The sequence below is a fragment of the Marinobacterium aestuariivivens genome, assembly GCF_042661465.1.
Lineage (GTDB): Bacteria > Pseudomonadota > Gammaproteobacteria > Pseudomonadales > Balneatricaceae > Marinobacterium_A > Marinobacterium_A aestuariivivens.
Genome location: NZ_JBHSWE010000001.1, coordinates 4,143,259 through 4,164,610, shown reverse-complemented (window position 1 = coordinate 4,164,610; position 21,352 = coordinate 4,143,259). Strand labels below are relative to the sequence as shown.

22 protein-coding genes, 1 tRNA gene and 6 pseudogenes are annotated in these 21,352 nt (G+C 63.1%); 8 read left to right on the top strand and 21 right to left on the bottom strand.

The features are described 5' to 3' along the window. Nucleotides 1-49: 49 nt before the first annotated feature. Complete coding sequence (locus ACFQDL_RS21790; RefSeq protein ID WP_379910841.1) at nucleotides 50-1,039, bottom strand: glycosyl transferase family protein; 990 nt, start codon at nucleotides 1,037-1,039, stop codon at nucleotides 50-52. 196 nt (nucleotides 1,040-1,235) lie between these two features. On the opposite strand from ACFQDL_RS21790, the gene ACFQDL_RS21785 reads away from it, so the two are divergent. The 4 genes and pseudogenes from ACFQDL_RS21785 to ACFQDL_RS21770 all read left to right on the top strand — a co-directional run bounded on the left by ACFQDL_RS21785 (nucleotide 1,236) and on the right by ACFQDL_RS21770 (nucleotide 3,986). Continuing rightward, on the top strand, nucleotides 1,236-1,691 hold the full coding sequence (locus ACFQDL_RS21785) for an adenosylcobinamide-GDP ribazoletransferase (RefSeq protein ID WP_379910840.1): 456 nt from the start codon (nucleotides 1,236-1,238) through the stop codon (nucleotides 1,689-1,691). Beyond that, nucleotides 1,688-1,975: an adenosylcobinamide-GDP ribazoletransferase gene (locus ACFQDL_RS21780; RefSeq protein ID WP_379910839.1), complete on the top strand. Its 288-nt coding sequence runs from the start codon at nucleotides 1,688-1,690 to the stop codon at nucleotides 1,973-1,975. Before ACFQDL_RS21785 ends, ACFQDL_RS21780 begins: the two co-directional genes overlap by 4 nt. Before the next feature lie 30 nt (nucleotides 1,976-2,005). Next, nucleotides 2,006-3,366 (top strand): annotated as a pseudogene (rlmD, locus tag ACFQDL_RS21775) (23S rRNA (uracil(1939)-C(5))-methyltransferase RlmD). Next, entirely contained in the window at nucleotides 3,363-3,986 is a 624-nt protein-coding gene (locus ACFQDL_RS21770) for a pseudouridine synthase (protein ID WP_379910838.1), read from the top strand. The pseudogene rlmD and the gene ACFQDL_RS21770 overlap by 4 nt, the downstream one beginning before the upstream one ends. Before the next feature lie 191 nt (nucleotides 3,987-4,177). Here the strand turns inward: ACFQDL_RS21770 and ACFQDL_RS21765 are convergent, their stop codons facing one another. From ACFQDL_RS21765 to dapA, 5 genes are all read right to left on the bottom strand, one after another. Beyond that, a complete protein-coding gene (locus ACFQDL_RS21765) occupies nucleotides 4,178-4,540 on the bottom strand; it encodes an NAD(P)-dependent oxidoreductase (RefSeq protein ID WP_379913245.1) in 363 nt (120 codons plus the stop codon). Beyond that, nucleotides 4,528-5,127: an NAD(P)-dependent oxidoreductase gene (locus ACFQDL_RS21760; RefSeq protein WP_379910837.1), complete on the bottom strand. Its 600-nt coding sequence runs from the start codon at nucleotides 5,125-5,127 to the stop codon at nucleotides 4,528-4,530. Before ACFQDL_RS21760 ends, ACFQDL_RS21765 begins: the two co-directional genes overlap by 13 nt. A 63-nt stretch (nucleotides 5,128-5,190) precedes the next feature. Continuing rightward, nucleotides 5,191-5,904, bottom strand: coding sequence for a phosphoribosylaminoimidazolesuccinocarboxamide synthase (purC, locus tag ACFQDL_RS21755; RefSeq protein ID WP_379910836.1), 714 nt, complete (start codon nucleotides 5,902-5,904; stop codon nucleotides 5,191-5,193). A 121-nt stretch (nucleotides 5,905-6,025) separates the two neighbouring features. After that, nucleotides 6,026-7,420: an outer membrane protein assembly factor BamC gene (bamC, locus tag ACFQDL_RS21750; RefSeq protein ID WP_379910835.1), complete on the bottom strand. Its 1,395-nt coding sequence runs from the start codon at nucleotides 7,418-7,420 to the stop codon at nucleotides 6,026-6,028. 3 nt (nucleotides 7,421-7,423) lie between these two features. Next, nucleotides 7,424-8,305, bottom strand: a complete 882-nt coding sequence (gene dapA, locus ACFQDL_RS21745) for a 4-hydroxy-tetrahydrodipicolinate synthase (RefSeq protein ID WP_379910834.1) — start codon at nucleotides 8,303-8,305, stop codon at nucleotides 7,424-7,426. A 527-nt stretch (nucleotides 8,306-8,832) separates the two neighbouring features. Here dapA and ACFQDL_RS21740 point away from each other — a divergent pair. Next, entirely contained in the window at nucleotides 8,833-9,300 is a 468-nt protein-coding gene (locus ACFQDL_RS21740) for a peroxiredoxin (protein ID WP_379910833.1), read from the top strand. 168 nt (nucleotides 9,301-9,468) lie between these two features. Here the strand turns inward: ACFQDL_RS21740 and ACFQDL_RS21735 are convergent. Together ACFQDL_RS21735 and ACFQDL_RS21730 are read right to left on the bottom strand one after the other, a co-directional pair. Then, nucleotides 9,469-10,544 (bottom strand): annotated as a pseudogene (locus ACFQDL_RS21735) (AI-2E family transporter). Between the two features lie 42 nt (nucleotides 10,545-10,586). Beyond that, nucleotides 10,587-10,823, bottom strand: coding sequence for a sulfurtransferase TusA family protein (locus ACFQDL_RS21730; RefSeq protein WP_379910832.1), 237 nt, complete (start codon nucleotides 10,821-10,823; stop codon nucleotides 10,587-10,589). An 87-nt stretch (nucleotides 10,824-10,910) separates the two neighbouring features. On the opposite strand from ACFQDL_RS21730, the gene ACFQDL_RS21725 reads away from it, so the two are divergent. From ACFQDL_RS21725 to ACFQDL_RS21715, 3 genes and pseudogenes are all read left to right on the top strand, one after another. Further along, complete coding sequence (locus ACFQDL_RS21725; RefSeq protein WP_379910831.1) at nucleotides 10,911-12,050, top strand: M48 family metalloprotease; 1,140 nt, start codon at nucleotides 10,911-10,913, stop codon at nucleotides 12,048-12,050. After that, nucleotides 12,041-12,097: pseudogene (locus tag ACFQDL_RS21720) on the top strand (hypothetical protein); the annotation flags it as partial. The gene ACFQDL_RS21725 and the pseudogene ACFQDL_RS21720, both read left to right, overlap by 10 nt. Nucleotides 12,098-12,223: 126 nt before the next feature. After that, nucleotides 12,224-12,355 (top strand): hypothetical protein, encoded by a 132-nt coding sequence (locus ACFQDL_RS21715; RefSeq protein WP_379910830.1) that lies wholly within the window; start codon nucleotides 12,224-12,226, stop codon nucleotides 12,353-12,355. A gap of 209 nt (nucleotides 12,356-12,564) precedes the next feature. Here ACFQDL_RS21715 and nadA read toward each other — a convergent pair whose 3' ends face one another. From nadA to ruvB, 13 genes and pseudogenes are all read right to left on the bottom strand, one after another. Further along, nucleotides 12,565-13,617 (bottom strand): quinolinate synthase NadA, encoded by a 1,053-nt coding sequence (gene nadA, locus ACFQDL_RS21710; RefSeq protein WP_379910829.1) that lies wholly within the window; start codon nucleotides 13,615-13,617, stop codon nucleotides 12,565-12,567. A gap of 280 nt (nucleotides 13,618-13,897) precedes the next feature. Further along, nucleotides 13,898-13,973, bottom strand: a tRNA-Lys gene (locus ACFQDL_RS21705). 66 nt (nucleotides 13,974-14,039) lie between these two features. Further along, nucleotides 14,040-14,741 carry a 7-cyano-7-deazaguanine synthase QueC gene (gene queC, locus ACFQDL_RS21700; RefSeq protein ID WP_379910828.1) on the bottom strand — a complete coding sequence of 234 codons (702 nt, stop codon included), beginning with the start codon at nucleotides 14,739-14,741 and terminating at the stop codon, nucleotides 14,040-14,042. 50 nt (nucleotides 14,742-14,791) lie between these two features. Then, a pseudogene (gene ybgF / locus ACFQDL_RS21695) lies at nucleotides 14,792-15,136 on the bottom strand (tol-pal system protein YbgF); the annotation flags it as partial. A gap of 146 nt (nucleotides 15,137-15,282) precedes the next feature. Further along, nucleotides 15,283-15,555 (bottom strand): annotated as a pseudogene (locus ACFQDL_RS21690) (YbgF trimerization domain-containing protein); the annotation flags it as partial. Nucleotides 15,556-15,582: 27 nt separating this feature from the next. Further along, complete coding sequence (gene pal, locus ACFQDL_RS21685; protein ID WP_379910827.1) at nucleotides 15,583-16,113, bottom strand: peptidoglycan-associated lipoprotein Pal; 531 nt, start codon at nucleotides 16,111-16,113, stop codon at nucleotides 15,583-15,585. 80 nt (nucleotides 16,114-16,193) lie between these two features. Further along, a complete protein-coding gene (tolB, locus tag ACFQDL_RS21680; RefSeq protein WP_379910826.1) occupies nucleotides 16,194-17,501 on the bottom strand; it encodes a Tol-Pal system beta propeller repeat protein TolB in 1,308 nt (435 codons plus the stop codon). 2 nt (nucleotides 17,502-17,503) lie between these two features. After that, on the bottom strand, nucleotides 17,504-17,722 hold the full coding sequence (locus ACFQDL_RS21675) for a TonB family protein (protein ID WP_379910825.1): 219 nt from the start codon (nucleotides 17,720-17,722) through the stop codon (nucleotides 17,504-17,506). Continuing rightward, entirely contained in the window at nucleotides 17,682-18,500 is an 819-nt protein-coding gene (locus ACFQDL_RS21670) for a hypothetical protein (protein ID WP_379910824.1), read from the bottom strand. Before ACFQDL_RS21670 ends, ACFQDL_RS21675 begins: the two co-directional genes overlap by 41 nt. 15 nt (nucleotides 18,501-18,515) lie before the next feature. Beyond that, nucleotides 18,516-18,932, bottom strand: coding sequence for a protein TolR (tolR, locus tag ACFQDL_RS21665; RefSeq protein WP_379910823.1), 417 nt, complete (start codon nucleotides 18,930-18,932; stop codon nucleotides 18,516-18,518). Between the two features lie 12 nt (nucleotides 18,933-18,944). Then, a complete protein-coding gene (tolQ, locus tag ACFQDL_RS21660; RefSeq protein ID WP_465263980.1) occupies nucleotides 18,945-19,625 on the bottom strand; it encodes a protein TolQ in 681 nt (226 codons plus the stop codon). Nucleotides 19,626-19,960: 335 nt separating this feature from the next. Further along, nucleotides 19,961-20,122, bottom strand: a complete 162-nt coding sequence (locus ACFQDL_RS21655) for a TraR/DksA C4-type zinc finger protein (protein WP_379910822.1) — start codon at nucleotides 20,120-20,122, stop codon at nucleotides 19,961-19,963. A 221-nt stretch (nucleotides 20,123-20,343) separates the two neighbouring features. Continuing rightward, nucleotides 20,344-21,350: pseudogene (gene ruvB / locus ACFQDL_RS21650) on the bottom strand (Holliday junction branch migration DNA helicase RuvB). Between the last annotated feature and the right edge of the window lie 2 nt (nucleotides 21,351-21,352).

The window sequence follows — 21,352 nt, the reverse complement described above, 5'->3', positions numbered from 1 at the left end:
TATCCATATATCGGCATCATTTGTATATTTTTTACACGATTTATTTTCATCAATAGGCCTTCCGGTCCCGCGCCTCCCAGAGCCTGCGGGCCTGTTCGACCGCCTCGCCGGCCGCCGGGGCACGCCCCAGCAGCTTCAGGATGGCCGCCAGTGTATTGATGACCGCCCCCTCGCCGTACTCGTGCCCGATCTCGCCGCGCCACAGCCTCAGCAGGTCCGCGGGATCCAGCACCTCGTCACGCACGACACGCTGGGTCAGCAACCTGGGCCAGCTTTCGGTCTCGGTTTTACCCTCGAGAATCCACTGCAGCTCGCTCTCGGAGTCGGGCTTGAGCTCCGCTTCGCCGCCATCCCCCTTGACGGTCAGGCTGTTACGCACTCCGAGCAGCACACCGGTTTTCTGATGCATCGGGCCGTAGGGCGGGTGAAAAACACCGTCAATACCGCAGTCGGCACCGAGCGGGTTGAGCAACCGGCACAGCGTATGAACGGGCGAACGCAGCCCCAGTACCGAACGCAGCTGGATGATCTCGCCGAGCATCGGCGACAGCCGGTCGATCGACATAAAGGCAAATCGGTTCAGCTCCAGGTCCTCCCCGACCTCTGCCCAGCCACTGCAGGACCGCAGACCGAAGATCGGGAGCATATCCTCGGTATAGAGCCTGCACGGCATATGGCCGCGGGCGCCATGCATGAAGACGCGGGTGCCGGACCCGGCCAGGGTCAGCGCCGCCAGCAGGAACCAGGGCAGACGCCGCTTCTTGCCGGCATAGCTCGACCAGTCCAGATCGGCACGCAGCTGTTGCGGCACGGCAAGACGCTCACGCACGGCGCGGACGAAGCCGCACAACTCCTCCGGCGCCTCCTCCTTGACCCGCAGCAGCATCAGAAAAGCCCCCAGCTGCTCCGGCCGGACCTGACCATCGAGTATCATGCCCATCGCCTGATGGGCCTCATCCGCGGTCAGCGAACGGGACCCCTTCTTGCCCTTGCCCAGTATCCGCACGAAGGGTGCGAACGGATGCTCTTGACTGCTCATGGACCTGGTACCTCCTTTTCTCTAGAGTGTGTGGCCTTGAATTCCGGCTGCGTATCAGGCACTGAATGCGAGCCCGATAGTCGCGGGGCGGCCAGCCTTTCACCATTTTTACAGGGACGAAGATGTTTTTGACCCGGGAACTGCACCTTTTTTCAATGCCCTGACCTTCTTCACCCGGCTGCCCGCTCCGGGCTGGGTGCAGTTCAGCGAAGCGCACCTGAATCATGCCAGCCGCTATTTTCCACTGGTCGGCCTGCTGCTGGGAACCCTTGCCGCGGCCCTCTACTGGCTGCTCGAGCCCCTGCTGCCCCTGCCGCTGACCCTGCTGCTCTGCACCCTCTTCACCATATTACTGACCGGCGGCTTTCACGAAGATGGCCTTGCCGACGTCTGCGACGGCTTCGGTGGCGGCTGGACGCCGGAGCAGACGCTCGGCATCATGAAAGACTCGAGGCTCGGGAGCTACGGCGCACTGGGGTTGCTGCTGGCACTGGCCTTCAGGCTGACGGCATTGCTGTATGTACCCGATGTCCTCATCGCCCTGCTGCTGGGTCATACGCTGAGCCGCTTTCTGGCCGTGAGCCTGATCTATTCCGAAACCTATGTCCAGCAGGACCGGCTGAGCAAGGCAAAGCCCTGGCCAGTCGCATGAGCGGCAGAGAGCTGCTGATCGCCGGCGCACCGGCCCTGCTCTGCCTGCTGCTGATCGCGCCGGTTCTCTGGCTGCCACTGCTGCTGAGCCTGCTTGCGCTGCGTTTCTACCTGGTGCGCCTGTTCCGCCGCCGCCTCGGCGGTTATACCGGCGACTGCCTGGGCGCGACCCAGCAGATAAGCGAAATCGCAGTCTACCTGGTCCTGTCCCTGCCGCTCGGGGGCTCTTGCCGTAACGCCGCCGCCTGGGACCGGCGCATTTGTTTGTCCGCTCAGGGCTGCTAAAATCCGCGCCATTCATCAGCGAGAATTCCAATGAGCCGCAAACCGATACGCTTCGGAGGGCCCGCCCGGCGCCCCGCCCGCCCACAGACCGCGTCTGCAGCGGCCGACCCCCTCGAAATCGAACGTCTGAGCCACGAAGGCCGCGGCATCGCCCGCGCCGATGGCAAGACCATCTTTGTCGCCGGCGCCCTGCCGGGCGAGAAGGTCCGCGCCAGGGTAATCGCCGATCGCAGCCGCTACAGCGAGGCCGAGACCCTCGAAGTACTCGAGGCCAGCCCCGACCGAAGCGAACCGGGCTGCCGCCATTACGGCCAGTGCGGCGGCTGCGACTTGCAGCACCTGCGCCATGACCGCCAGATCAGCTTCAAGCAGGAGCAGGCACTCGATCAGTTGCTGCGACTCGGCAGGCTGGTACCCGACGCGATCGAGACACCGCTGGTCTCGCTGCCCTGGCATTACCGCCGCAGCGCGCGGATCGGAATCAATCAACTGCAGCGCAGCGGCGAGCCGATCGTCGGCTTTCGCCGCCGCGGCAGCCACAAGCTGCTGCCGATCGAACAGTGCGAGGTACTGGACGGAAGGGCCACAGGGCTGTTCCGATCCCTGCACGAAAGCCTCGAGGGACTCGATGCCCTCAAGTCCATCACTCACGCCCAGGTCCAGTACGGCGACGAGCGCGGTGCCCTGACCCTGCGCATCAAGAAGCCGCTGAAGGACGATACGCTCGAACGCCTGCGCAGGCTGGTGACCGGGCTCGAACTGGAACTCTATACCGAAAACGACCAGGGCATCCGCTTCGCCGGCAAGGGCCAGCCTCAGCTACTGAGTTACCGGCTGCCGGCCTTCGACCTTGAGCTCGAGTTCGCACCCGGCGATTTCCTGCAGGTCAATGCCGAGCTGAACCGCCAGATGGTCTCCCGCGCCCTCGACTGGCTGGCGCCCCAAGCCGGCGACCGGGTACTGGACCTGTTTTGCGGCCTGGGCAACTTCACGCTGCCCTGGCCCGTCACTGCGCCGAAGTGGTCGGCGTCGAGGGCAACGCCGCCATGGTCGCACGTGCCAGCGCCAATGCACAGCGCAACGGGCTGGACAATGTGCGGATCTATCGTCACGACCTGAGCCAGGATTTCCGGCACCAGGGCTGGTACCGCGGCGGCTTCGATCTGATCCTGCTGGACCCGCCCCGCACCGGCGCCCGGGAAGCGGTGCAACAGCTGGTACAGTACCGGGCCCGAAAGGTTCTCTATGTCGCCTGCAATCCGGCAGCCCTGGCCCGCGACGGCGCCGAACTGGCCGCCGCCGGCTACCGGCTGAGCCGTTTCTGCGTCATGGACATGTTTCCGCACACCGCCCATGTCGAGGCGCTGGCACTGTTCGAGCAACCCGCATGAGCATCGCTGTCGAGTATCAGGACGAGCAGGTGCTGGTGGTCGTCAAGCCCCACGACCTGCTGTCGGTACCGGGGCGTGGTCCCGACAAGCAGGACTGCCTCTGGCACCGGGTGCTGCGTGACTTTCCGACAGCGCGCATCGTTCACCGTCTCGATTGCGCAACCTCCGGACTGATGGTGCTGGCACGCGATGCCGACAGCCACCGTGAACTGAGCCGGCAATTCCGTGAACGGGAAACCCGCAAGCGTTACCAGGCGCTGGTGGCCGGCCGGCCGGCCGGAGACGGCGGCGTGATCGACTGGCCGCTGCGCTGCGACTGGGAGCGGCGCCCCCTGCAGATCATCGACCCGGCAGAGGGCAAAAGCGCCCGCACCGAGTGGCAGCTGCTGGACTCGGACGGCGAACAGAGCCGTATCCTGCTGCATCCGGTCACTGGCCGCTCGCACCAGTTGCGGGTGCATATGCAGGCCCTGGGACACCCCATCCTCGGCGACGCCTTCTATGCCCCGCCGGAAGTGCAGGCGCTGTCGCCGCGACTGCTGCTGCACGCCGAGCGGCTCGGCTTCCAGCACCCGCTAACCGGCGAAGCGATGGATTTCGAGTCGCCCCCACCCTTCTGATGATCACGTAGGGTGGAATGAGCCTGCGAATTCCACCGGTATTCCGGTGAATCGCATTCGGGGTCGCGTTTCACCGCTTGGCGCTCCACCGAAGTTCCGGGAAAAGTCCACGGCTCGCCAGAGAATCCCCGCTGGTACCCGATATCGCCGGCGGAATTCGCAAGCTCATTCCGCCCTACACAACGAAGGGGTTAATTTACGGTCCGCAACGGCTCACCGCGCCCGAAGGCCTCGATATTGTCCACCGTCTGGTCGATGATGCGCTGGCGCGCTTCGCGGCTGCCCCAGGCGTTATGCGGGGTAACGATCAGATTCGGGATATCCGCGTCCAGCAGCGGGTTGCCGTCCCGTGGCGGCTCGACACTCAGGACATCGGTGGCCGCACCGGCCAGACGGCCTTCACGCAGCGCATCGGCCAGCGCCGCTTCGTCGACGATACCGCCGCGGGCAGCGTTAATCAGGAAGGCTTGCGGCTTCATCTTCGCCAGCGCCCTGGCATCGATCAGGTTTCGGGTATCGTCGTTCAGCGGACAGTGCAGGCTCAGCACGTCCACCTGCGGCAACAGCTCATCCAGGGGGTACGCCCGGCTTGAGGCGCGCCGCCGGGTCGCTGCGCCACCACCACCTTCATGTCGAAGGCCTCGGCGATGCGGGCAACGCCCTGCCCCAGGTTGCCGTAACCGACGATACCCAGTGTCTTGCCGGCCAGTTCGGTAATCGGATAATCGAGAAAGCAGAACTGGGTCGCCTGCTGCCAGCGTCCGGCCCGTACCGCACGGTCATAGTCGATGAGCCGCGTATGCAGCGCCAGCATCAGCGCAAACACATGCTGGATCACCGAGTCGTTACCGTAGGCACGGCAGTTGCTGACCTGGATACCGAGACGACGGGCCGCCTCCAGATCGACATTGTTGGTGCCGGTCGCCACCACGGCAATCAGCTTGAGCGCCGTCGCCTGTTCCAGCGCCGCGGCACCCAGCCGCACCTTGTTGACCAGCACCACCTCGGCATCGGCGATTCGTGCCGCCACCTGTTCGGACGCGGTCGCCATATGGGTTTCAAAGTCCTCGAACAACGCCGAGAGTACAGACAGGTCGAGGTCCTCGAGACTCTCCAGGTCGAGAAATACCGCTTTCTTCATTTCTGCTTCCTCCAGACACGACAAAGGGGCTCAACGCCCCTTTGTTTCGATCACTGCCGTCGATCAGTCGAAGTCGATGCCCAGACGACGACCGACTTCCTCGTAGGCCTCGACCACGCCGCCAAGCCCCTGGCGGAAGCGGTCCTTGTCCAGCTTGTTGCGGGTGGCCTTGTCCCAGAGACGGCAGCCATCCGGCGAGAACTCGTCACCCAGCACGACCTCGCCCTTGAACAGGCCGAACTCAAGCTTGTAATCGACCAGCAGAATGCCGGCGTCGTCGAACAGTTTCTTCAGCACGTCGTTGACCTTGAAGGTCAGTTCTCTGGCGCGTGCCACCTGCTCCGCGGTGGCCCAGCCAAAGGTTTCGACCAGTGACTCATTGACCATCGGGTCATGCAGCGCATCGTTCTTCAGGAACAGTTCGAAGGTCGGCGGGTTCAGTTCCTGGCCTTCGGTCACGCCGAGACGGCGACAGAGCGACCCGGCCGCAATGTTGCGCACCACGCACTCGATGGGCAGCATCTGCATGCGCTTGACCAGGCTCTCCTGGTCGGAGATCAGGCGCTCGAAGTGGGTCGGCACGCCCGCTTCCCTGAGCTTGCTCATGATGAAGGCATTGAACTTGTTGTTGACCATGCCCTTGCGATCCAGCTGGTCGACCTTTTCGCCGTCGAACGCAGAGGTGTCGTTGCGAAACTCGAGAATCAGGTAATCCTGCTCATCGGTCTCGTACACGGATTTGGCTTTTCCGGAATAGAGCTCTGCGCGCTTTTCCATCGAAATCTCCAGTCAGAAACTGTTGTCAAAATAGCTTCGGCCCGGGAGTACCCGGGCCGTTCGACCGGCATCGGAATGCCGGAGTGTTCACTGGCGCGCGAACTGCGCCACTTCGCCGGACTCAGCCCGACGGCAGCTGATCCTTGACGCTCCAGAGGATCTCTTCCGCCACCAGCGCCGGCGCCGCCAGACCCTGTTCGGTCATCACCGACAGGTAACTGCCGCTGAGCGTACGGTTCATGCGCAGCTGATAACGCCCGACATACTCGTAGCTGCCGGTCTCCTGATTCAGCGTGCCTTCCTTGTTGTCGCTGCCGAAGACATAGATCACCTTGCCGGCGAACCAGATCTTGTAGCCTTCCCGGTTGGCCGGGTTGTTCGGGTCCGCCAGGTCGCTCTGGTCCAGCTCGTCCGGGTTCAGCGGCTCGACGTCCCGGGCGCTGTAACGCACGGTCTGCTGATCGTCGTCGCCATCGCTGAGGCCCAGGGATGCATCGAGGAAGCCGGTGTCGAGCTTGATATCACCGCGATCACCGTGCAGCCACTCGAAGAAGCCGACTTCCTCGACCTCCTCCACCGGCGTGGAGGTGACATAGGTGACATAGAACACGCCCTGCTCCCGGTCGCGGGTGCCGACATCCAGACGGGCCGCATCCAGCGCATCGCTGACCAGGCGCCAGGCGTCGTCGATCGGCGCCTCGATCTTCAGCGTCGGGTTGCCACGGGAATCACGCCCCAGCAGCGGCCGCGCATGCTCCTGCTGCTGCAGCGCCAGCAGGCTCTGCGCCGTAGGCTCGCTGGTGGCCTTGCTGAGATAGCGCAGCATCTCGAACATCATGTCGCTCTTGTAGCCGACATCGTGGGCATCGGCGCTCCAGTCGACGTCCGCGACCTGCTGTTCGAAGGGATAGGCGACGTGATCCATGCGGATCGAGGTACGCGCGTAGTTTTCGGGATCCGGCCTGACGCTGATACGCAGCTTGTTGCGGGTCGGACCTTCTATGTCCTGGAACGTCAGCCGCTTGATCCAGCGGTCGGCGAAGTTGTATTCCTTGCCGTCGGCACGGATCCAGCCCGACTCCATGATGCCCTGGCGCGGATCGCTCTTGGCGAGCTCGATGCCGTTGAACCGCCAGAAATCCTGCAGCTTGAGCCAGACCGCATCGATCGGCTCGTCGACCATGATAACCTTCTGGTCCCCCAGACGCTTGAGGTTGACCGCATCGGAGCCGACATCGGCATAGAAGAACTCCGGACGGGGCGCCTCGAAGTCGCCCTGCCGCTCGGTCGCTGTAGTGCCGATCTCCGGCACCACCAGACGCTCGGACAGTTCGCGGGTCCGCAGATGGGGCGGAATCTCGAGGCGCGCGCGCGCCTGGGCCTTTTCGTAATCCTGACTGCGATCACGTACCAGGCCATCCTCACCGTAAAGCGAATTGTTCTTGAGCATGCCGCAACCGCCAAGACCGGCTGTCGCGACAAGCATCGCACTGATCAGAATCTGCCTGTTCATCATCGATCAGCCCTGCAGAATGCCGCTGTCGGCCAGAGCCTGGCGCACGATCGGCTGGCAGCCTTCCGACAACAGCGTCAGCGGCAGGCGGATGCCCGGGCCGATCATGCCCATCTCGAACAGGGCCCACTTCACCGGGATCGGATTGGCTTCGACGAACAGCTTGGTATGCAGCGGCATCAGCTTCTGCTGCAGTGCACGCGCAGCCTCGGTCTCGCCGGCCAGGCCAAGGCGGCAGAGTTCCGCCATCTCGGCCGGCGCCACGTTGGCGGTGACGGAAATATTGCCGTGACCGCCAGCCAGAATCAGTTCGATGGCGGTGGCGTCATCGCCGGAGTAGATGGCGAAACCCTCGGGCGCCTTTTCGGCCAGCTCGCGTCCACGCGCGACATCGCCGGTCGCATCCTTGATGCCGATGATGTTGTCGATCCCGGCCAGACGCAGCGTTGTTTCATTGAGCATGTCGCAGGCGGTGCGCCCGGGTACGTTGTACAGAATCTGCGGTACATCGACCGCTTCCGCCACGGCCCGGAAATGCTGATACAGGCCTTCCTGGGTCGGCTTGTTGTAGTAGGGCGTGACCAGCAGGCAGGCATCGGCACCGAGGTCGGCCGCCTTGCGGGTCAGCATGATCGCCTCGCGGGTGGAGTTCGCGCCGGTACCGGCGATGATCGGCATCCGGCCCCGAACCCGCTCGATGATGCGTTTGATGACCAGGCAGTGCTCGTCGTAGTCGAGGGTTGCCGACTCGCCGGAGGTACCGACCGCCACGATCGAGTCGGTGCCCTTCTCCAGATGCCAGTCGACCAGCCTGTCGAGGGCTTCCCAGTCGACATTGCCATCGGCATGCATCGGGGTTACGAGCGCAACAATACTGCCAGTAATCATCACTTTCTCCATCTGACAAATTCGCGTCTATGGTACTGTTCGCACCAGACTCGCACAACTTCACGGCCCCTGTGCCCGGCACAGGCTCTGTCCGGGGCCGGAATATCGGTTAAACCGGCCGTCGGCGCCGGTATCGGGTCCACGGAAAAACACGCTCGGGCGACCTGCTCCGTCCGGGGTTTGATCTCGTAGAAAGGCCCAGTATTCTATACGAATTGCGCGATGGAAGCGTACCCGTTTTTGCCACAGCAAGGAACCCGGTGTACTGTCCCGCGCTTAATGATACTTTCAGCGGACCGCTAAGCGGTCAGATGCTAGGCGCACTTGCGCCGGCATAGTGGTTCTACGTCAAGCAAGTGCAACACCGCAGATGGCCGCTTAGCGGCCCGCCCGAAGGAGCCTCCCAAATTGCCCACAGCGGCGTTGCAGCTCTTGGAAATGGAATCCGCCATTCCCTGCAAGCTGCGTCTTGCTGTGAACAATTTGGGAGGCTCTGAAATCACCATTTAGCATGGAACAATACACTAATGAGCCAAGTAAGCCTCGACCAGCCGATTCCCGATTTCAGCGCCCAGGCCACCAGCGACCTGACGGTGAATTCAGCCGACCTGCGCGGCCGCAACCTGGTGATCTATTTCTACCCCAAGGACAGCACCCCGGGCTGTACCACCGAGGGCCAGAACTTTCGCGATCTCCACAACCAGTTCCAGGCGCTGGACACCGACATCTTCGGCGTCTCCCGGGACGGCCTGCGCGCCCACGAGAACTTCAGGGCGAAACAGTCCTTTCCGTTCGAGCTGATCAGCGATCCCGACGAAACCCTGTGCAAGCTGTTCGACGTCATCAAGCTGAAGAAGCTCTATGGCAAGGAGCACTTGGGCATCGAGCGCAGCACTTTTCTGATCGACAGGGATGGCGTACTGCGCCGTGAATGGCGCAAGGTCAAGGTCGCCGGCCACGCCGAGGAGGTACTGGAGGCGGTCAAAGCACTCTGAATGCGCCGCACCACTTGCTTGACGGTGCGCTTCGCTCCGCTCAGCAGCACCCTACATGTTCGGGAAGACCGTAGGGTGCCGGTAAGCGAAGCGCACCGCACCGAGCAACGGTGCGGTGCGCCAGAAACCGGCTCACCAGCACCCTACGTAGCCCCGGACGCAAGCCGATCAAAGCACCTCCTTCTGCTCGACACCGGCCTCATGCCTTGGCCAGGCATTGAGGATCGCCTTGACCAGGGTAGCCAGCGGAATCGCGAAGAAAAGCCCCCAAAAGCCCCATAGGCTGCCGAATACCAGCACCGCGACAATGATCGAAACCGGGTGCAGGTTGACCGCCTCCGAGAACAGCAGCGGCACCAGCACATTGCCGTCCAGCGCCTGAATAATGCCGTAGGCGATCATCAGCCACATGAAATCGCTGCCCCAGCCCCACTGAAAGAAGCCGATCAGCGCCACCGGCAGGGTCACGAGTGCCGCCCCTATATAGGGAATCAGAACCGACAGGCCGACCATGATGCCCAGCAGTGCCGCGTAGTTCACCCCCAGGAAGGCGAACACCACGAAGGTCGCGCCGCCGACGATCAGTATCTCGAGCGCCTTGCCGCGGATATAGTTGGCGATCTGGGTATCCATCTCGTGCCAGATCTTGTTCATCATCTGCCGCCGTTCCGGCAAAAAAGCCGCCCACCAGCCGATCAGCAGACGGCCATCCTTGAGAAACAGAAACACCAGGATCGGCACCAGCACCAGATAGATGAGCAGCGCCACCAGGCTGCCAAGGGAGTTCAGCGAAAAGGTCAGCACCCACTGACCCGCCCGACTCAGCTCCGCCGTCGCCAGTTGGGTGATTTCACGGACCTGGGACTCCGAGAAAATGCCCGGGTATTTCTGCGGCAGCAACAACAACAGCGACTGCACCTGCCCGACCATACGCGGCAGCTCGTTGAACAGGTTGACCAGCTGCTTCCAGGCCAGCGGCATGACAAACAGCAGCAGCCCCAGAAAGAGGCCCACGAAGGCCACAAAGACCAGACTCACCGCCAGCAAGTGCCGGACGCCCCGGGCCTCCAGCCAGTCCACCGGCCCCTGCATCAGAAACGCCAGCACGATCCCGGCGAAGACCGGCGCCAGGGCTGCCCCAGCGTCAGGATGACCGCCAGCCCCAGCGCCAGCAGCAGAAACAACAGGATCGCCTCTTCATCCGAAAAGTATTGCTCGATCCATTTCCCGAAAATCTTGCGCATTTGCCAATCCCTGATTTCGGCTACCGCCCCGAGGGGCCGGCTTCAGCCGCGCCGAATGATATAGATGTAGCGCCCGTCATCGCTGAACGATTGCAGCAGCTGATGGTCTGACTGGTCGGTGTAGACCCTGAAATCCCGAACGGAGCCGGCGTCGGTGGCAATCACCTGCAGCACCTCGCCGGCCGCCATCCGGCTCAGCGCCTGCTTGGCCTTAAGCAACGGCAGCGGGCAACTCAGCCCGCTGGCATCGAGCACCTGATCGATCTCATTCTGGGACATCGGATTCTCCGGATCGGGACCATTTTGGAAGCTGGAATATATCACAACCTGTAGAATATTCGCTGATAGCCGATGATAAGGATCGCCATGCCCGCGTCAAAATCCCTGCGCCCGCTGCTGTTCGGCCTGCTGCTGACACTGCCGGCCACGCTGTCTGCCAACCCGAACCTGCCAAGCCTGGGCGACAGCGCGTCCGGCATCATATCGCTGCAGCAGGAATCCCGCCTCGGCGATACCTGGGCCCGCCTGTTGCGGGGCCGCGCCAAGCAGCTCGAGGATCCGATCGTCTACAGCTACCTCGAGGACCTGCTGTGGAAGCTGGCCGCCCACAGCCAGCTGCAACAGCACGAACTGCAGCTGATCACCCTCGACAACCCGACGCTGAATGCCTTCGCGGTACCGGGCGGTATTATCGGCGTCCACGGCGGGCTGCTGCTGACAGCCGAGGCCGAGGACGAACTCGCCTCGGTACTGGCCCATGAACTTGCCCACCTGAGCCAGCGCCATTTCGCGATGCAGATCGAGGAGGAGCGGCGCAACCGCCCCTTCATGCTGGCCGCCCTGCTCGGCAGCATTCTGGTCGCAGCCGCCGCCGACGGCCAGGCCGGCGCCGCGGCGATCACCTCGACGCTCGGCGCAAGCGAGATGGCACGCCTGTCGTTCAGTCGTCAGAACGAACAGGAGGCCGACCGCCTCGGCATGATCACCCTGACCGAAACCGGCATCGATCCGACGGCGATGCCGCGGATGTTTTCGCGCCTGCAGCGCTCGATGCGCTTTTACGGCGACCGGCCACCGGAGTTTTTGCTGACCCACCCGGTCACCCAGTCCCGCATTGCCGACTCGATGAATCGCGCCGCTCAGCTGCCCGCCCCGGCACCCGCCGACAGCTCGCCGGACTTCGCAATAGCCCGGACCCGGTTACAGGTGCATTATGCCGAACGCCCCGAAGCCATGCTGACACGCTACGAAAGCGCATTGCAGGACGCCGACGACGGACCCAACCGCTACGGTCTCGCCCTGTCGGCCGCCGCGGCAGGCCAGTATGCCAGAGCGCTCTCGACCCTCGATGGCCTCGACGAAACCTGGCGCAACAACCTCTATGTCCGCATCAGCCGGGCTGAAATTCTGCAACAGGCCGGACGCAACCAGGAAGCCCTGGACGACCTGAACCGCCTGAACCGACTCTACCCCGGCACCTTCGCGGTGCAAAAACCCTGGCACTGACGCTGCAAGCGAGCGGCCGCAACGGCGACGCCATTCGTCAGTACGAACAGCTGCTGGAGCGCTATCCCAACGACACCGGCAGCCTCTACAACCTGGCGGAATGCTACGGCCTCGAACACCGCATTCTGAAAGTCCACGAGGCACGCATCGCCTATTTTCTGCAGACCGCGCAGGTGGACCGGGCATTGCAGCAGGTGGAATATGCGTTGCGGGAAAAGAGCCTCAGCGACTCGGACCGCCTGCGGATCAAAAGCTACCGCCAGGATGCTGAACGGCTGCGCAAAGATCTGGATATGGATTTGTAAGAAAGCTATCAGGTGGTCCGCAGGCCGGTACGAGGAAAATTCGAAGGCACGGACCGGAGGGTGGGTAGAGGCGCGAGTCCCGCATATTTTACCGCTTGCCGCGGATCCAACCCACGCCGAAACCCGCCATATCGATCGTATTGCAGATCGATTGATGCCGGTTGGCAGAGCGGTTGCTGGAATTCGCCGCTCTACCCATCCGACGAGAACTACCGCTTGAGCGAGGCGGAGAAGTCGAGCATGCGCTGCAATGGCTGGCGCGCACGGTCGAGCAGGCCTTCGTCGACGAATATCTCGTCCCGCCCCTCTTCCAGGGCCGCCACGATATTGTCGAGCCCGTTCATCGCCATCCAGGGGCAGTGCGCACAGCTGCGGCAGGTTGCGCCGCTGCCGCCGGTCGGCGCCTCGATGAACATTTTCTCCGGCGCCGCCTGCTGCATCTTGTAGAAAATGCCGCGATCGGTGGCGACGATCAGCTCCCGGTTGGGCAGATCCCGCGCCGCCTGAATCAGCTGGGACGTGGAGCCGACGGCGTCGGCCAGTTCCACCACCGCATCGGGCGACTCCGGGTGCACCAGCACTGCAGCATCGGGGTAGACGCGCTTGAGATCCAGGATCCCCTTGGCCTTGAACTCCTCGTGCACGATGCAGGCACCGTCCCACATCAGCATGTCGATGCCGGTCTGCTTCTGCACATAGGCACCCAGGTGCTTGTCCGGCGCCCAGATGATCTTCTTGCCCTGGTCCGCCAGGTGTTCGACCACCTGCAGCGCGATGCTGGAGGTGACGACCCAGTCGGCCCGAGCCTTGACTGCAGCCGAGGTGTTGGCATAGACCACCACCTCGTAATCGGGATGGGCATCGCAGAAAGCCGTGAATTCGTCTTCCGGACAACCGATATCCAGCGAGCAGGTCGCCTCGAGGGTCGGCATCAGGATGCGCTTTTCCGGGCTGAGGATCTTGGCGGTTTCGCCCATGAAACGCACCCCGGCAACCAGCAGCGTCGACTCGGGCCGCTGACTGCCGAAACGGGCCATCTCGAGAGAGTCGGCGACGCAACCGCCGGTCTCTTCCGCCAACTCCTGGATCAGGGCATCGGTATAGTAGTGGGCCACCAGGCAGGCATCTTTTTCCTTCAGCAATGCCTTGATGCGCGCCTTGTAGCGCTCGACATCCGCGCGACCGAGATCGCCGGGCAGATGCTCTTTCGCAAAGTGCTCCTGCACCAGAATGCGATCGGAGATGTCCTGTTTGCTCAACATAGATGTCATGTCAGTCTGTCAGAATAGGGGCAACAAAAACCCGATTTGGATTTCGAGGCGCCCGATAATATCACAGTTACCGGCACAGGGCTTATGAATGCGCCCTGTGGATACATGTCACTTTTTGGACCCTGAGTCACTGTAATTGTGCCCGCAGACCCAAAATTCAAGGCGTCGATACGGATTCCGGCCCGAACGCAGTGACAGCACGGCAACGGCTATCGCAGCGGCCGGTGCCCGAAACGAAAAGGGAGCCTTTGCAGGCTCCCTTTTCGGAATATGGTGGGTCGTATAGGACTCGAACCTATGACCAATTGGTTAAAAGCCAACTGCTCTACCAACTGAGCTAACGACCCGATAGGGCTGCGCATTTTAATGACTTTTTCCGTCAATGCAAGCCTTTTTTCTGAAAAAGTGACGCGTTACGCGTTACGCGTTACGCGCTGATACCGCGTCGGGTCCGGTACGCCGGCATCCACGAAGCCCTTGGCGCGCAGGCGACAACTGTCGCAGACACCGCAGGCGCGACCGTCGTCGTCCGCCTGGTAGCAGGAAACCGTCAGACCGTAGTCGAGACCGAGCCGCATCCCCTCGGCGATGATTTCGGCCTTGGTCATCTTCATCAGCGGTGTTTCGATATGGAAATGCTGGCCGCTGACGCCGGCACGGGTCGCCAGATTGGCGGTCTGTTCGAAGGCTGCGATAAACGCCGGCCGGCAGTCCGGATAGCCGGAGTAGTCCACCGCGTTGACACCGATGAAGATCGCGCGCGCCTCCAGCACCTCGGCCAGACCGAGCGCCAGCGACAGGAACACCGTATTGCGGGCCGGCACATAGGTCACCGGAATGACCCCCTCCTCCTCCTGCTCCGGCACCTCGATGGAGGTATCGGTAAGGGCCGAACCGCCAAAATCCTCGAGATTCAGCCGGATCACACGATGATCCCGGACGCCCAGCGCCGTCGCAACGGCGCGCGCGGCATTGAGTTCGGTACGGGAACGCTGGCCGTAGTCGAAGCTCAGCACATGGCATTCATAGCCCTGATCGATGGCCATGGCCAGTACAGTTGCCGAATCGAGACCGCCCGAAAGCAGCACCACGGCCTTTTTGGTGGATTCTGTCATGCAACGATTTTCCGCATCATTCGAATAGTCTGTAAATCACGGATCAACGGCTAGCGGTTGAAGTTTTGCGCCAGGCGCGCCGCCGAGCTGTTGGGAAACTCCTGTATCACCTGCGCCATGTAACGGGCCGACTCCTCCAGATTGCCGAGCTGGTGATGCAGCACGCCGAGCTTGTACAGTGCATCGGGCATCTTCGGACTGTCGGTGAAACCTTCGACGACCCGGGCAAAGGCCTGCCGGGAGGGTTCCAGCTTCTGCTGAGCCAGGTAGATTTCACCGAGCCAGTAATGGGCATTCGCCAAACGGGCGCTGGACGGATAGTCGACCACGAAGCGCTCGAAAGCCGACGCCGCCTCATCGAACTTGCGCTCGCGCACCAGGGCGAAAGCGGCCTGATAGGCCTGGTCGTCCCCTGCCGCGACAGCGGGGCCGGAAGAGACAGGCGCCGGCGCCTGGGAGCAGCAGGCGGCACAGCCGCGCCGGGCTCCATGCCCTCGGCAGACGGCAGAGTCGGCGCCTCAGCGCCGCCGGTGATCAGCAGACTGAGACGCCGGTCAAGATCCCGGTACCGGTCGTCCTGCTCCTGCTTCAAACGGTCCAGCGCATATTGCTGCGACTCGACCTGGCCGCGCAGCATGCGCACTTCGTCCTGCAGCTGCTGCACCATCAGCAGCAGCTGTGATTCCTGGGAGCCGGCCGACTGACCGTAACGCACCGAGGCTGGCCCCTGGCCCGGCCCCGGCGTGATCTCGATCACCGGTACATCCGCCGCCGGAGCGACTGCCGGCACAGTCGCCAGCAGCCCTCCGAGCATCAGTCGTCTGAGCGTTCGCATGGGCACTTAACGGCCGTATTTCAGCTCGACGCGGCGGTTCTGGGCCCAGGAGTCGGAGCCGTGACCCATCATCGCCGGCTTCTCTTCGCCGTAGCTGATCACTTCGACCTGACCGTTGCCGACGCCGTTGACCATCAGGAAACGGGACACGGCATTGCCGCGACGCTCGCCCAGCGCCATGTTGTATTCACGGGTGCCGCGCTCGTCGGCATGACCTTCCAGGCGCACGCTGGCCTGCGGGTTGGCCGCCAGGTAACGGGCGTGCGCTTCGAGATCGGCAAAGGCATCCGCCTTCACGGTGGACTGGTCGAAATCGAAGTAGAAAACGGTCTGCAGGTTCGCCACCGCGCCCGGCAATGCCGAACCGGAGAGGCCGCTTGCATCGCCCATGCCGGAGGTCATGGCGCCGCTGTCGGCTCCATCCATGCCGCCGGCCATGCCGGCACTGTCGGTCTGAGTGCTGGTCGAGCTACAGCCCGCCACCCAGGCAAAAGTCAGTGCCAGTGCTGCAACCTTGGTAACTTTCAACGCACGCATTCTAGTCTTGCTCCTTCAAAGCGACCCCTGTGGCCGCAAACCTGTTGAGTAACTTAGTGCCCGCCCGGTCCTATTGCAACCTATTGCAAGTAGGGGGACCAGGCCGGTTCCCTGACATCGCCCGACGCCGCCGGCATGCGAAAACGCACCCGGCCATCCAGCGACACCGCGGCCAGTACACCCCGATTGCCCTCCTGGGTGGCATAGAGCACGATGCTGCCATTGGGGGCAATGGTCGGCGATTCGTCCAGGCTGGTCTGGGTCAGAATATCCAGCCGCCCGGTCTTGAGGTCCTGCACCGCGATATTGAACGCAGCGCCGGCGCCGGTACTGCGGTGCACCATGGTCAGGAAGCGTCCGTCCTGGGTCAGCTTGCCGCTGCTGTTGTAGTTGCCTTCGAACGTAACACGCTCGATCCGCCGATCCGACAGGTACACGCGGTAGATCTGCGGCTGACCGCCACGATCCGAGGTAAACAGAATCGACTGGCCGTCCGGCGCCCAGGTCGGCTCTGTATCGATGCCGTAATGATGGGTCACGCGGCTGAGCTGGCGGCGCACCAGGTCCAGCACATAGATCTCCGGGTTGCCATCCTTCGACAGCGTCAGCGCCAGGCGCTGGCCGTCCGGCGCCCAGGCCGGCGCGCCATTGAGACCCGGGAAGGACTGAACCTTCTCCCGCTGCCCGGTGGCCAGATGCTGGACGTAGATCCCGGGCCGCGAACTTTCGAAGGACACGTAGGCCAGCTTGCTGCCATCCCGCGACCAGGCCGGCGACAGTATCGGCTCGTTCGACTCCAGAATGGTGCGCGCCCGGGCGCCGTCCGAGTCGGCCAGCTGCAGCTGATAGCTGTGCTGACCGCCGGCACGCTGCTGGGCGGTAACATAGGCGATGCGGGTGGAGAAGGCGCCGCGCAGACCGGTCAGTTTCTGGAACACGGCATCGGCGATATAGTGGGCGATATCGCGCATGTTGCGGGTCGAGCCGCTGACCTGCTCGCCGAATACACGCTGTTCCTTCAGCACATCGTAAAGCTCGTAGACCACCTCGAGCTGCTCGCCACCGGTCGAGTTGATACGGCCGATCAGCAGATAGTTCTGCCCCGAGACACGCCAGTCACGGTAAAACACCTGATCCTGGCGCTGCGGGAAACTCAGCATGTCGGACCTTTTCATGGTGCTGAAAAAACCGCTGCGCTGCAGGTCGGTGGCGACGATTTCGGCGATATCCTCGGGCAGCGCCGACGTGCCGCTCCAGCCAAAGGGCACCACGGCCACCGGGGTCGGTGTTTCCACGCCCTGGGTCACTTCCACCACCAGTTCGGCGCGAGCACCGAACGGCAGCGCCAGCAATGCCAGCATGCAGAGGGCCAGTAACTTGTCCTTCATTCTCACCACCTCAATCCTTCCGGCCGGAAATTCACCCTGAACCGTCTCAGGTTACGTTCGAAGGTCACCGGGTCCACCTCGGCGACCCGCGGAAAACGATCGGCCCGCAACACCGCGTTGACGGCGGAGTCATCGAAGCCCTTGTCGCCGCTGCTCTTGACCAGATTGGCGCTGTCCACCTCACCCGAAGGGAACAATCGCACCTCGACCACTGCGACCATACCGTTGCGGGCGGTTGCTGGCAGGTTCCAGCTGCGCTGCAGCAGGGCGTTGATATAGTCGCCGATCTGAGCCACCTGCTGCTGCCCGGCACGCTCCGCCGCCACCCGCTCCTCCGCGGCGATCGCCCGCGCCAGCTCTTCGGCCTGATGCGCCTTCTCGGCTTCCGGCGCTTGCGCTCGGCCTCTGCCTGCTGGCGCTTCTGCTCGGCCAGCCGCTCCTGCTCCTTGCGCTTCGCTTCGGCGAGGCGTTTCGCCTCCTCCTCTTTCTTGCGCTTGGCATCAGCGAGCTTCTTCGCCTCGGACTGGCGGCGGGCTTCGAGCTCCGCCTGTTTTTCTTCTCGGCGGCGATGCGCGCCTGCTCCTGCTTTTTCGCTTCGGCCTGGCGCGCGACCTCCTGCTGCTTCTTGCGCTCAGCGGCCTCTTTTGCGGCCTTTTCCTGTGCCGCCTTCTGCGCCGCCTCCTCCTTGGCCGCCTGCGCCTGCTGACGCTTCTGTTCCTGCTGCCGTTGCTGCTCCGCAAGCCGCTTCTGCTCCGCATGGCGCTGCTCCTCGAGCTCTCGCGCCTGCTCGCGCTGCTGCGCCTGCTCGGCCTTGCGCTTATCCTCCGCCTGCTTTTCCCGGGCCTGGCTGACCGCCCCCAGATCCACCATCTGCGCCTGGATATGGCGCGGCCGCAACTCACGCGGATCGGCATGATCGAACCAGTGCCCGGCCAGCAACAACAGCACCAGCAGGTGCACGATCAGCGCCAGCAACGCGGGGACAAGATAACTGCGCATATCCACGGCGTCGCCCTACTCGGTTACCAGCCCGACACTCGGGGCGCCGGCCTGCTGCAGCAGTACCATCAGCCGCACGACCTTGTCGTAGTCGACCTTCTTGTCGCCCTTCACCAGCAGCAGCTTCTCCGGATTGGCCGCAAGCACCTTTCGTACCCGCTCGCCGACATCCTCGACCGCAACGGGGGCCTGCTCGTCCCCGCCGATGTTGATGTAGTACTGACCATCGGCGTCGACGGTCACGATCATCGGCTCGGCATCCTCGGTATCGACCGGGTCCGCAGACGCCTTCGGCAGCTCCACGTCAACTCCCTGGGTGAGCATGGGCGCCGTGACCATGAAGATCACCAGCAGCACCATCATCACGTCAATATAGGGGACAACGTTGATTTCGGCGTTGAGCTTGCGCTTGTGTCTCTGTCGTCTGATCATCTGCAGCCCCGATCAGTCCGCCGCATGAATGCGGCGGTGCAGAATGCTCGAGAACTCGTCCGCGAACGTCTCGTAGCGGCTCAGCAGGCCTTCCGACTTGGCCGAAAACCGGTTGTAGGCGATGACCGCGGGAATGGCCGCGAACAGACCGATCGCCGTGGCCACCAGTGCCTCTGAGATCCCCGGCGCCACCGATGCCAGGGTTGCCTGGTGCATGTTGGCCAGCCCGCGGAAGGAGTTCATGATGCCCCATACCGTACCGAACAGGCCGATATAGGGGCTGGTGGAGCCCACCGTGGCGAGAAACGGCAGATGGCGCTCCAGCTTTTCCTCTTCACGGGCCAGCGCCACGCGCATGCTGCGCTGGATGCCCTCCATCACGGCATCGCGATCGTAGTTGCGCTGCTGCGTCAGGCGCGTGAACTCCTTGATCCCGGAGCGAAAAATATTCTCGGCGCCATTCATCGGATCGGGCGACTGGTTGACCTCGCGGAACAGATGCCCGAGGTCGACACCGGACCAGAAACGCTCCTCGAAGGCACTCAGCGCCTGGCGGGCACGCTTGAAAACGAAGTGACGCTGGAAAATCATGATCCAGGACAGGAAGGATGCCAGCAGCAGCGCCAGCATCACCAGTTGCACGACCAGACTTGCGTTGAGTACCAGACTCCAGATCGACATTTCCTCGACCACTGCAATTTCCTCTCAGGCGCCGGAGAGCCCTTGTGCTCCAGCGAATTCGGTTGTAAGGATGATGACCGGACGACGTCCGTGAACGCCCACTGCTCGACCGAAGCGAAAAAAACGCCGGTTTCAGGACCAGGGCCCTCGACCCGGGGACCTGGCATCGGACCACGACGCGGCAACCCGGTTCACCCCGGAGGCCGACCCAATCTTACGAGTCCCGAGCTTGCTGCACGATGAACAGGCGGCGCCTGGCCGGATGGCCCACAATAGCAGGCGCCAAAATTTATACAAGCGGGCAACCCTGAAGTGAAAAAAATAGTGTCGCGCCCGGAAAAACGCCCTCAGACAGGGGATTTGAGGCGGCAGGACAGGCAGAGTGATTCCGAAGGCGATGCGACCAGGCGGTTGGTTTCGATAAACTCTCCGCATTGCTCGCAGACGCCGAAACAGCCCCGGTCGAGGCGCCCGAGCGCGGCCTCGCAGGCCCCGATCTCGAGTTCCAAACGCTGGGCCAGCAGGGCCCCTCGTTCAGGGACTCATCCTGTTCGTCCTGCAGCATCTCCAGCCGCTCCTCGAGCTCTGTTCTGAAGGACTGCAGTTGACGGGGCGTGAAGCTGGGCGACATGGGACGGATTCCGGCTGTGATTGAAGCCATCCTAACACCGCGCCCGAAAGTCTAATTGACCGGCGTCAGCCTTTGGGCTTTCACCTGCATCCCGGCCGATCAGTTGCTGCCCGGCACCTCCAGGCCGAAGTGCAGATAGGCCTGATCGGTGACCACGCGCCCACGGGGCGTGCGCATCATGTAGCCCTGCTGGATAAGATAGGGCTCGAGCACATCCTCGATGGTGTCGCGCTCCTCCGAGATCGCCGCAGCCAGACTGTCGACGCCGACCGGCCCGCCCCCGAACTTCTCGATCATCGCCAGCAGCAGCCGGCGGTCCATGTGATCGAAACCGCGCTCATCGACACTGAGCATGTTCAGCGCCAGATCCGCGATAGTGCGGTCGATTTCACCGTTGCCCTTGACCTCGGCATAGTCCCGCGCCCGGCGCAGCAGACGGTTGGCGATACGCGGCGTACCGCGGGCGCGCTTGGCCACTTCGACCGCCCCCTCCGGCGCAATGCGGCTGCCCGACAGCTCGGCCGAGCGCTGGACGATGCGCGACAGATCCTCGACGCTGTAGAACTCCAGCCGCTGCACGATACCGAAACGGTCTCGCAGCGGCGAGGTCAGAAGCCCTGCACGGGTTGTCGCCCCCACCAGTGTGAACGGCGGCAGCTCGATCTTGATCGAGCGCGCCGCCGGCCCCTCTCCGATCATGATATCGAGCTGATAATCCTCCATCGCCGGATAGAGTATCTCCTCGACGCTGGCGCTCAGACGGTGAATCTCGTCGATAAAGAGCACGTCGCCCGGCTCGAGACTGGTCAGCAGCGCCGCGACGTCGCCGGCCTTCTCCAGCACCGGCCCCGACGTGGTCTTGATCTGCCCCCATCTCATTGGCGATGATATTCGCCAGCGTCGTCTTGCCAAGCCCGGGCGGACCGAAGATCAGCGTGTGATCGAGCGCCTCGCCCGCTTGCGCGCCGCTTCGATGAAAATCTCCATCTGCTCGCGCACCGGGGCTGGCCGGCATAATCGGCCAGCGTCTTGGGCCTGATGGCCCGGTCGAACACCTCTTCGGCAGGGCTCGCCTCGGGCGAAATAAAACGATCCGCTTCTATCATCA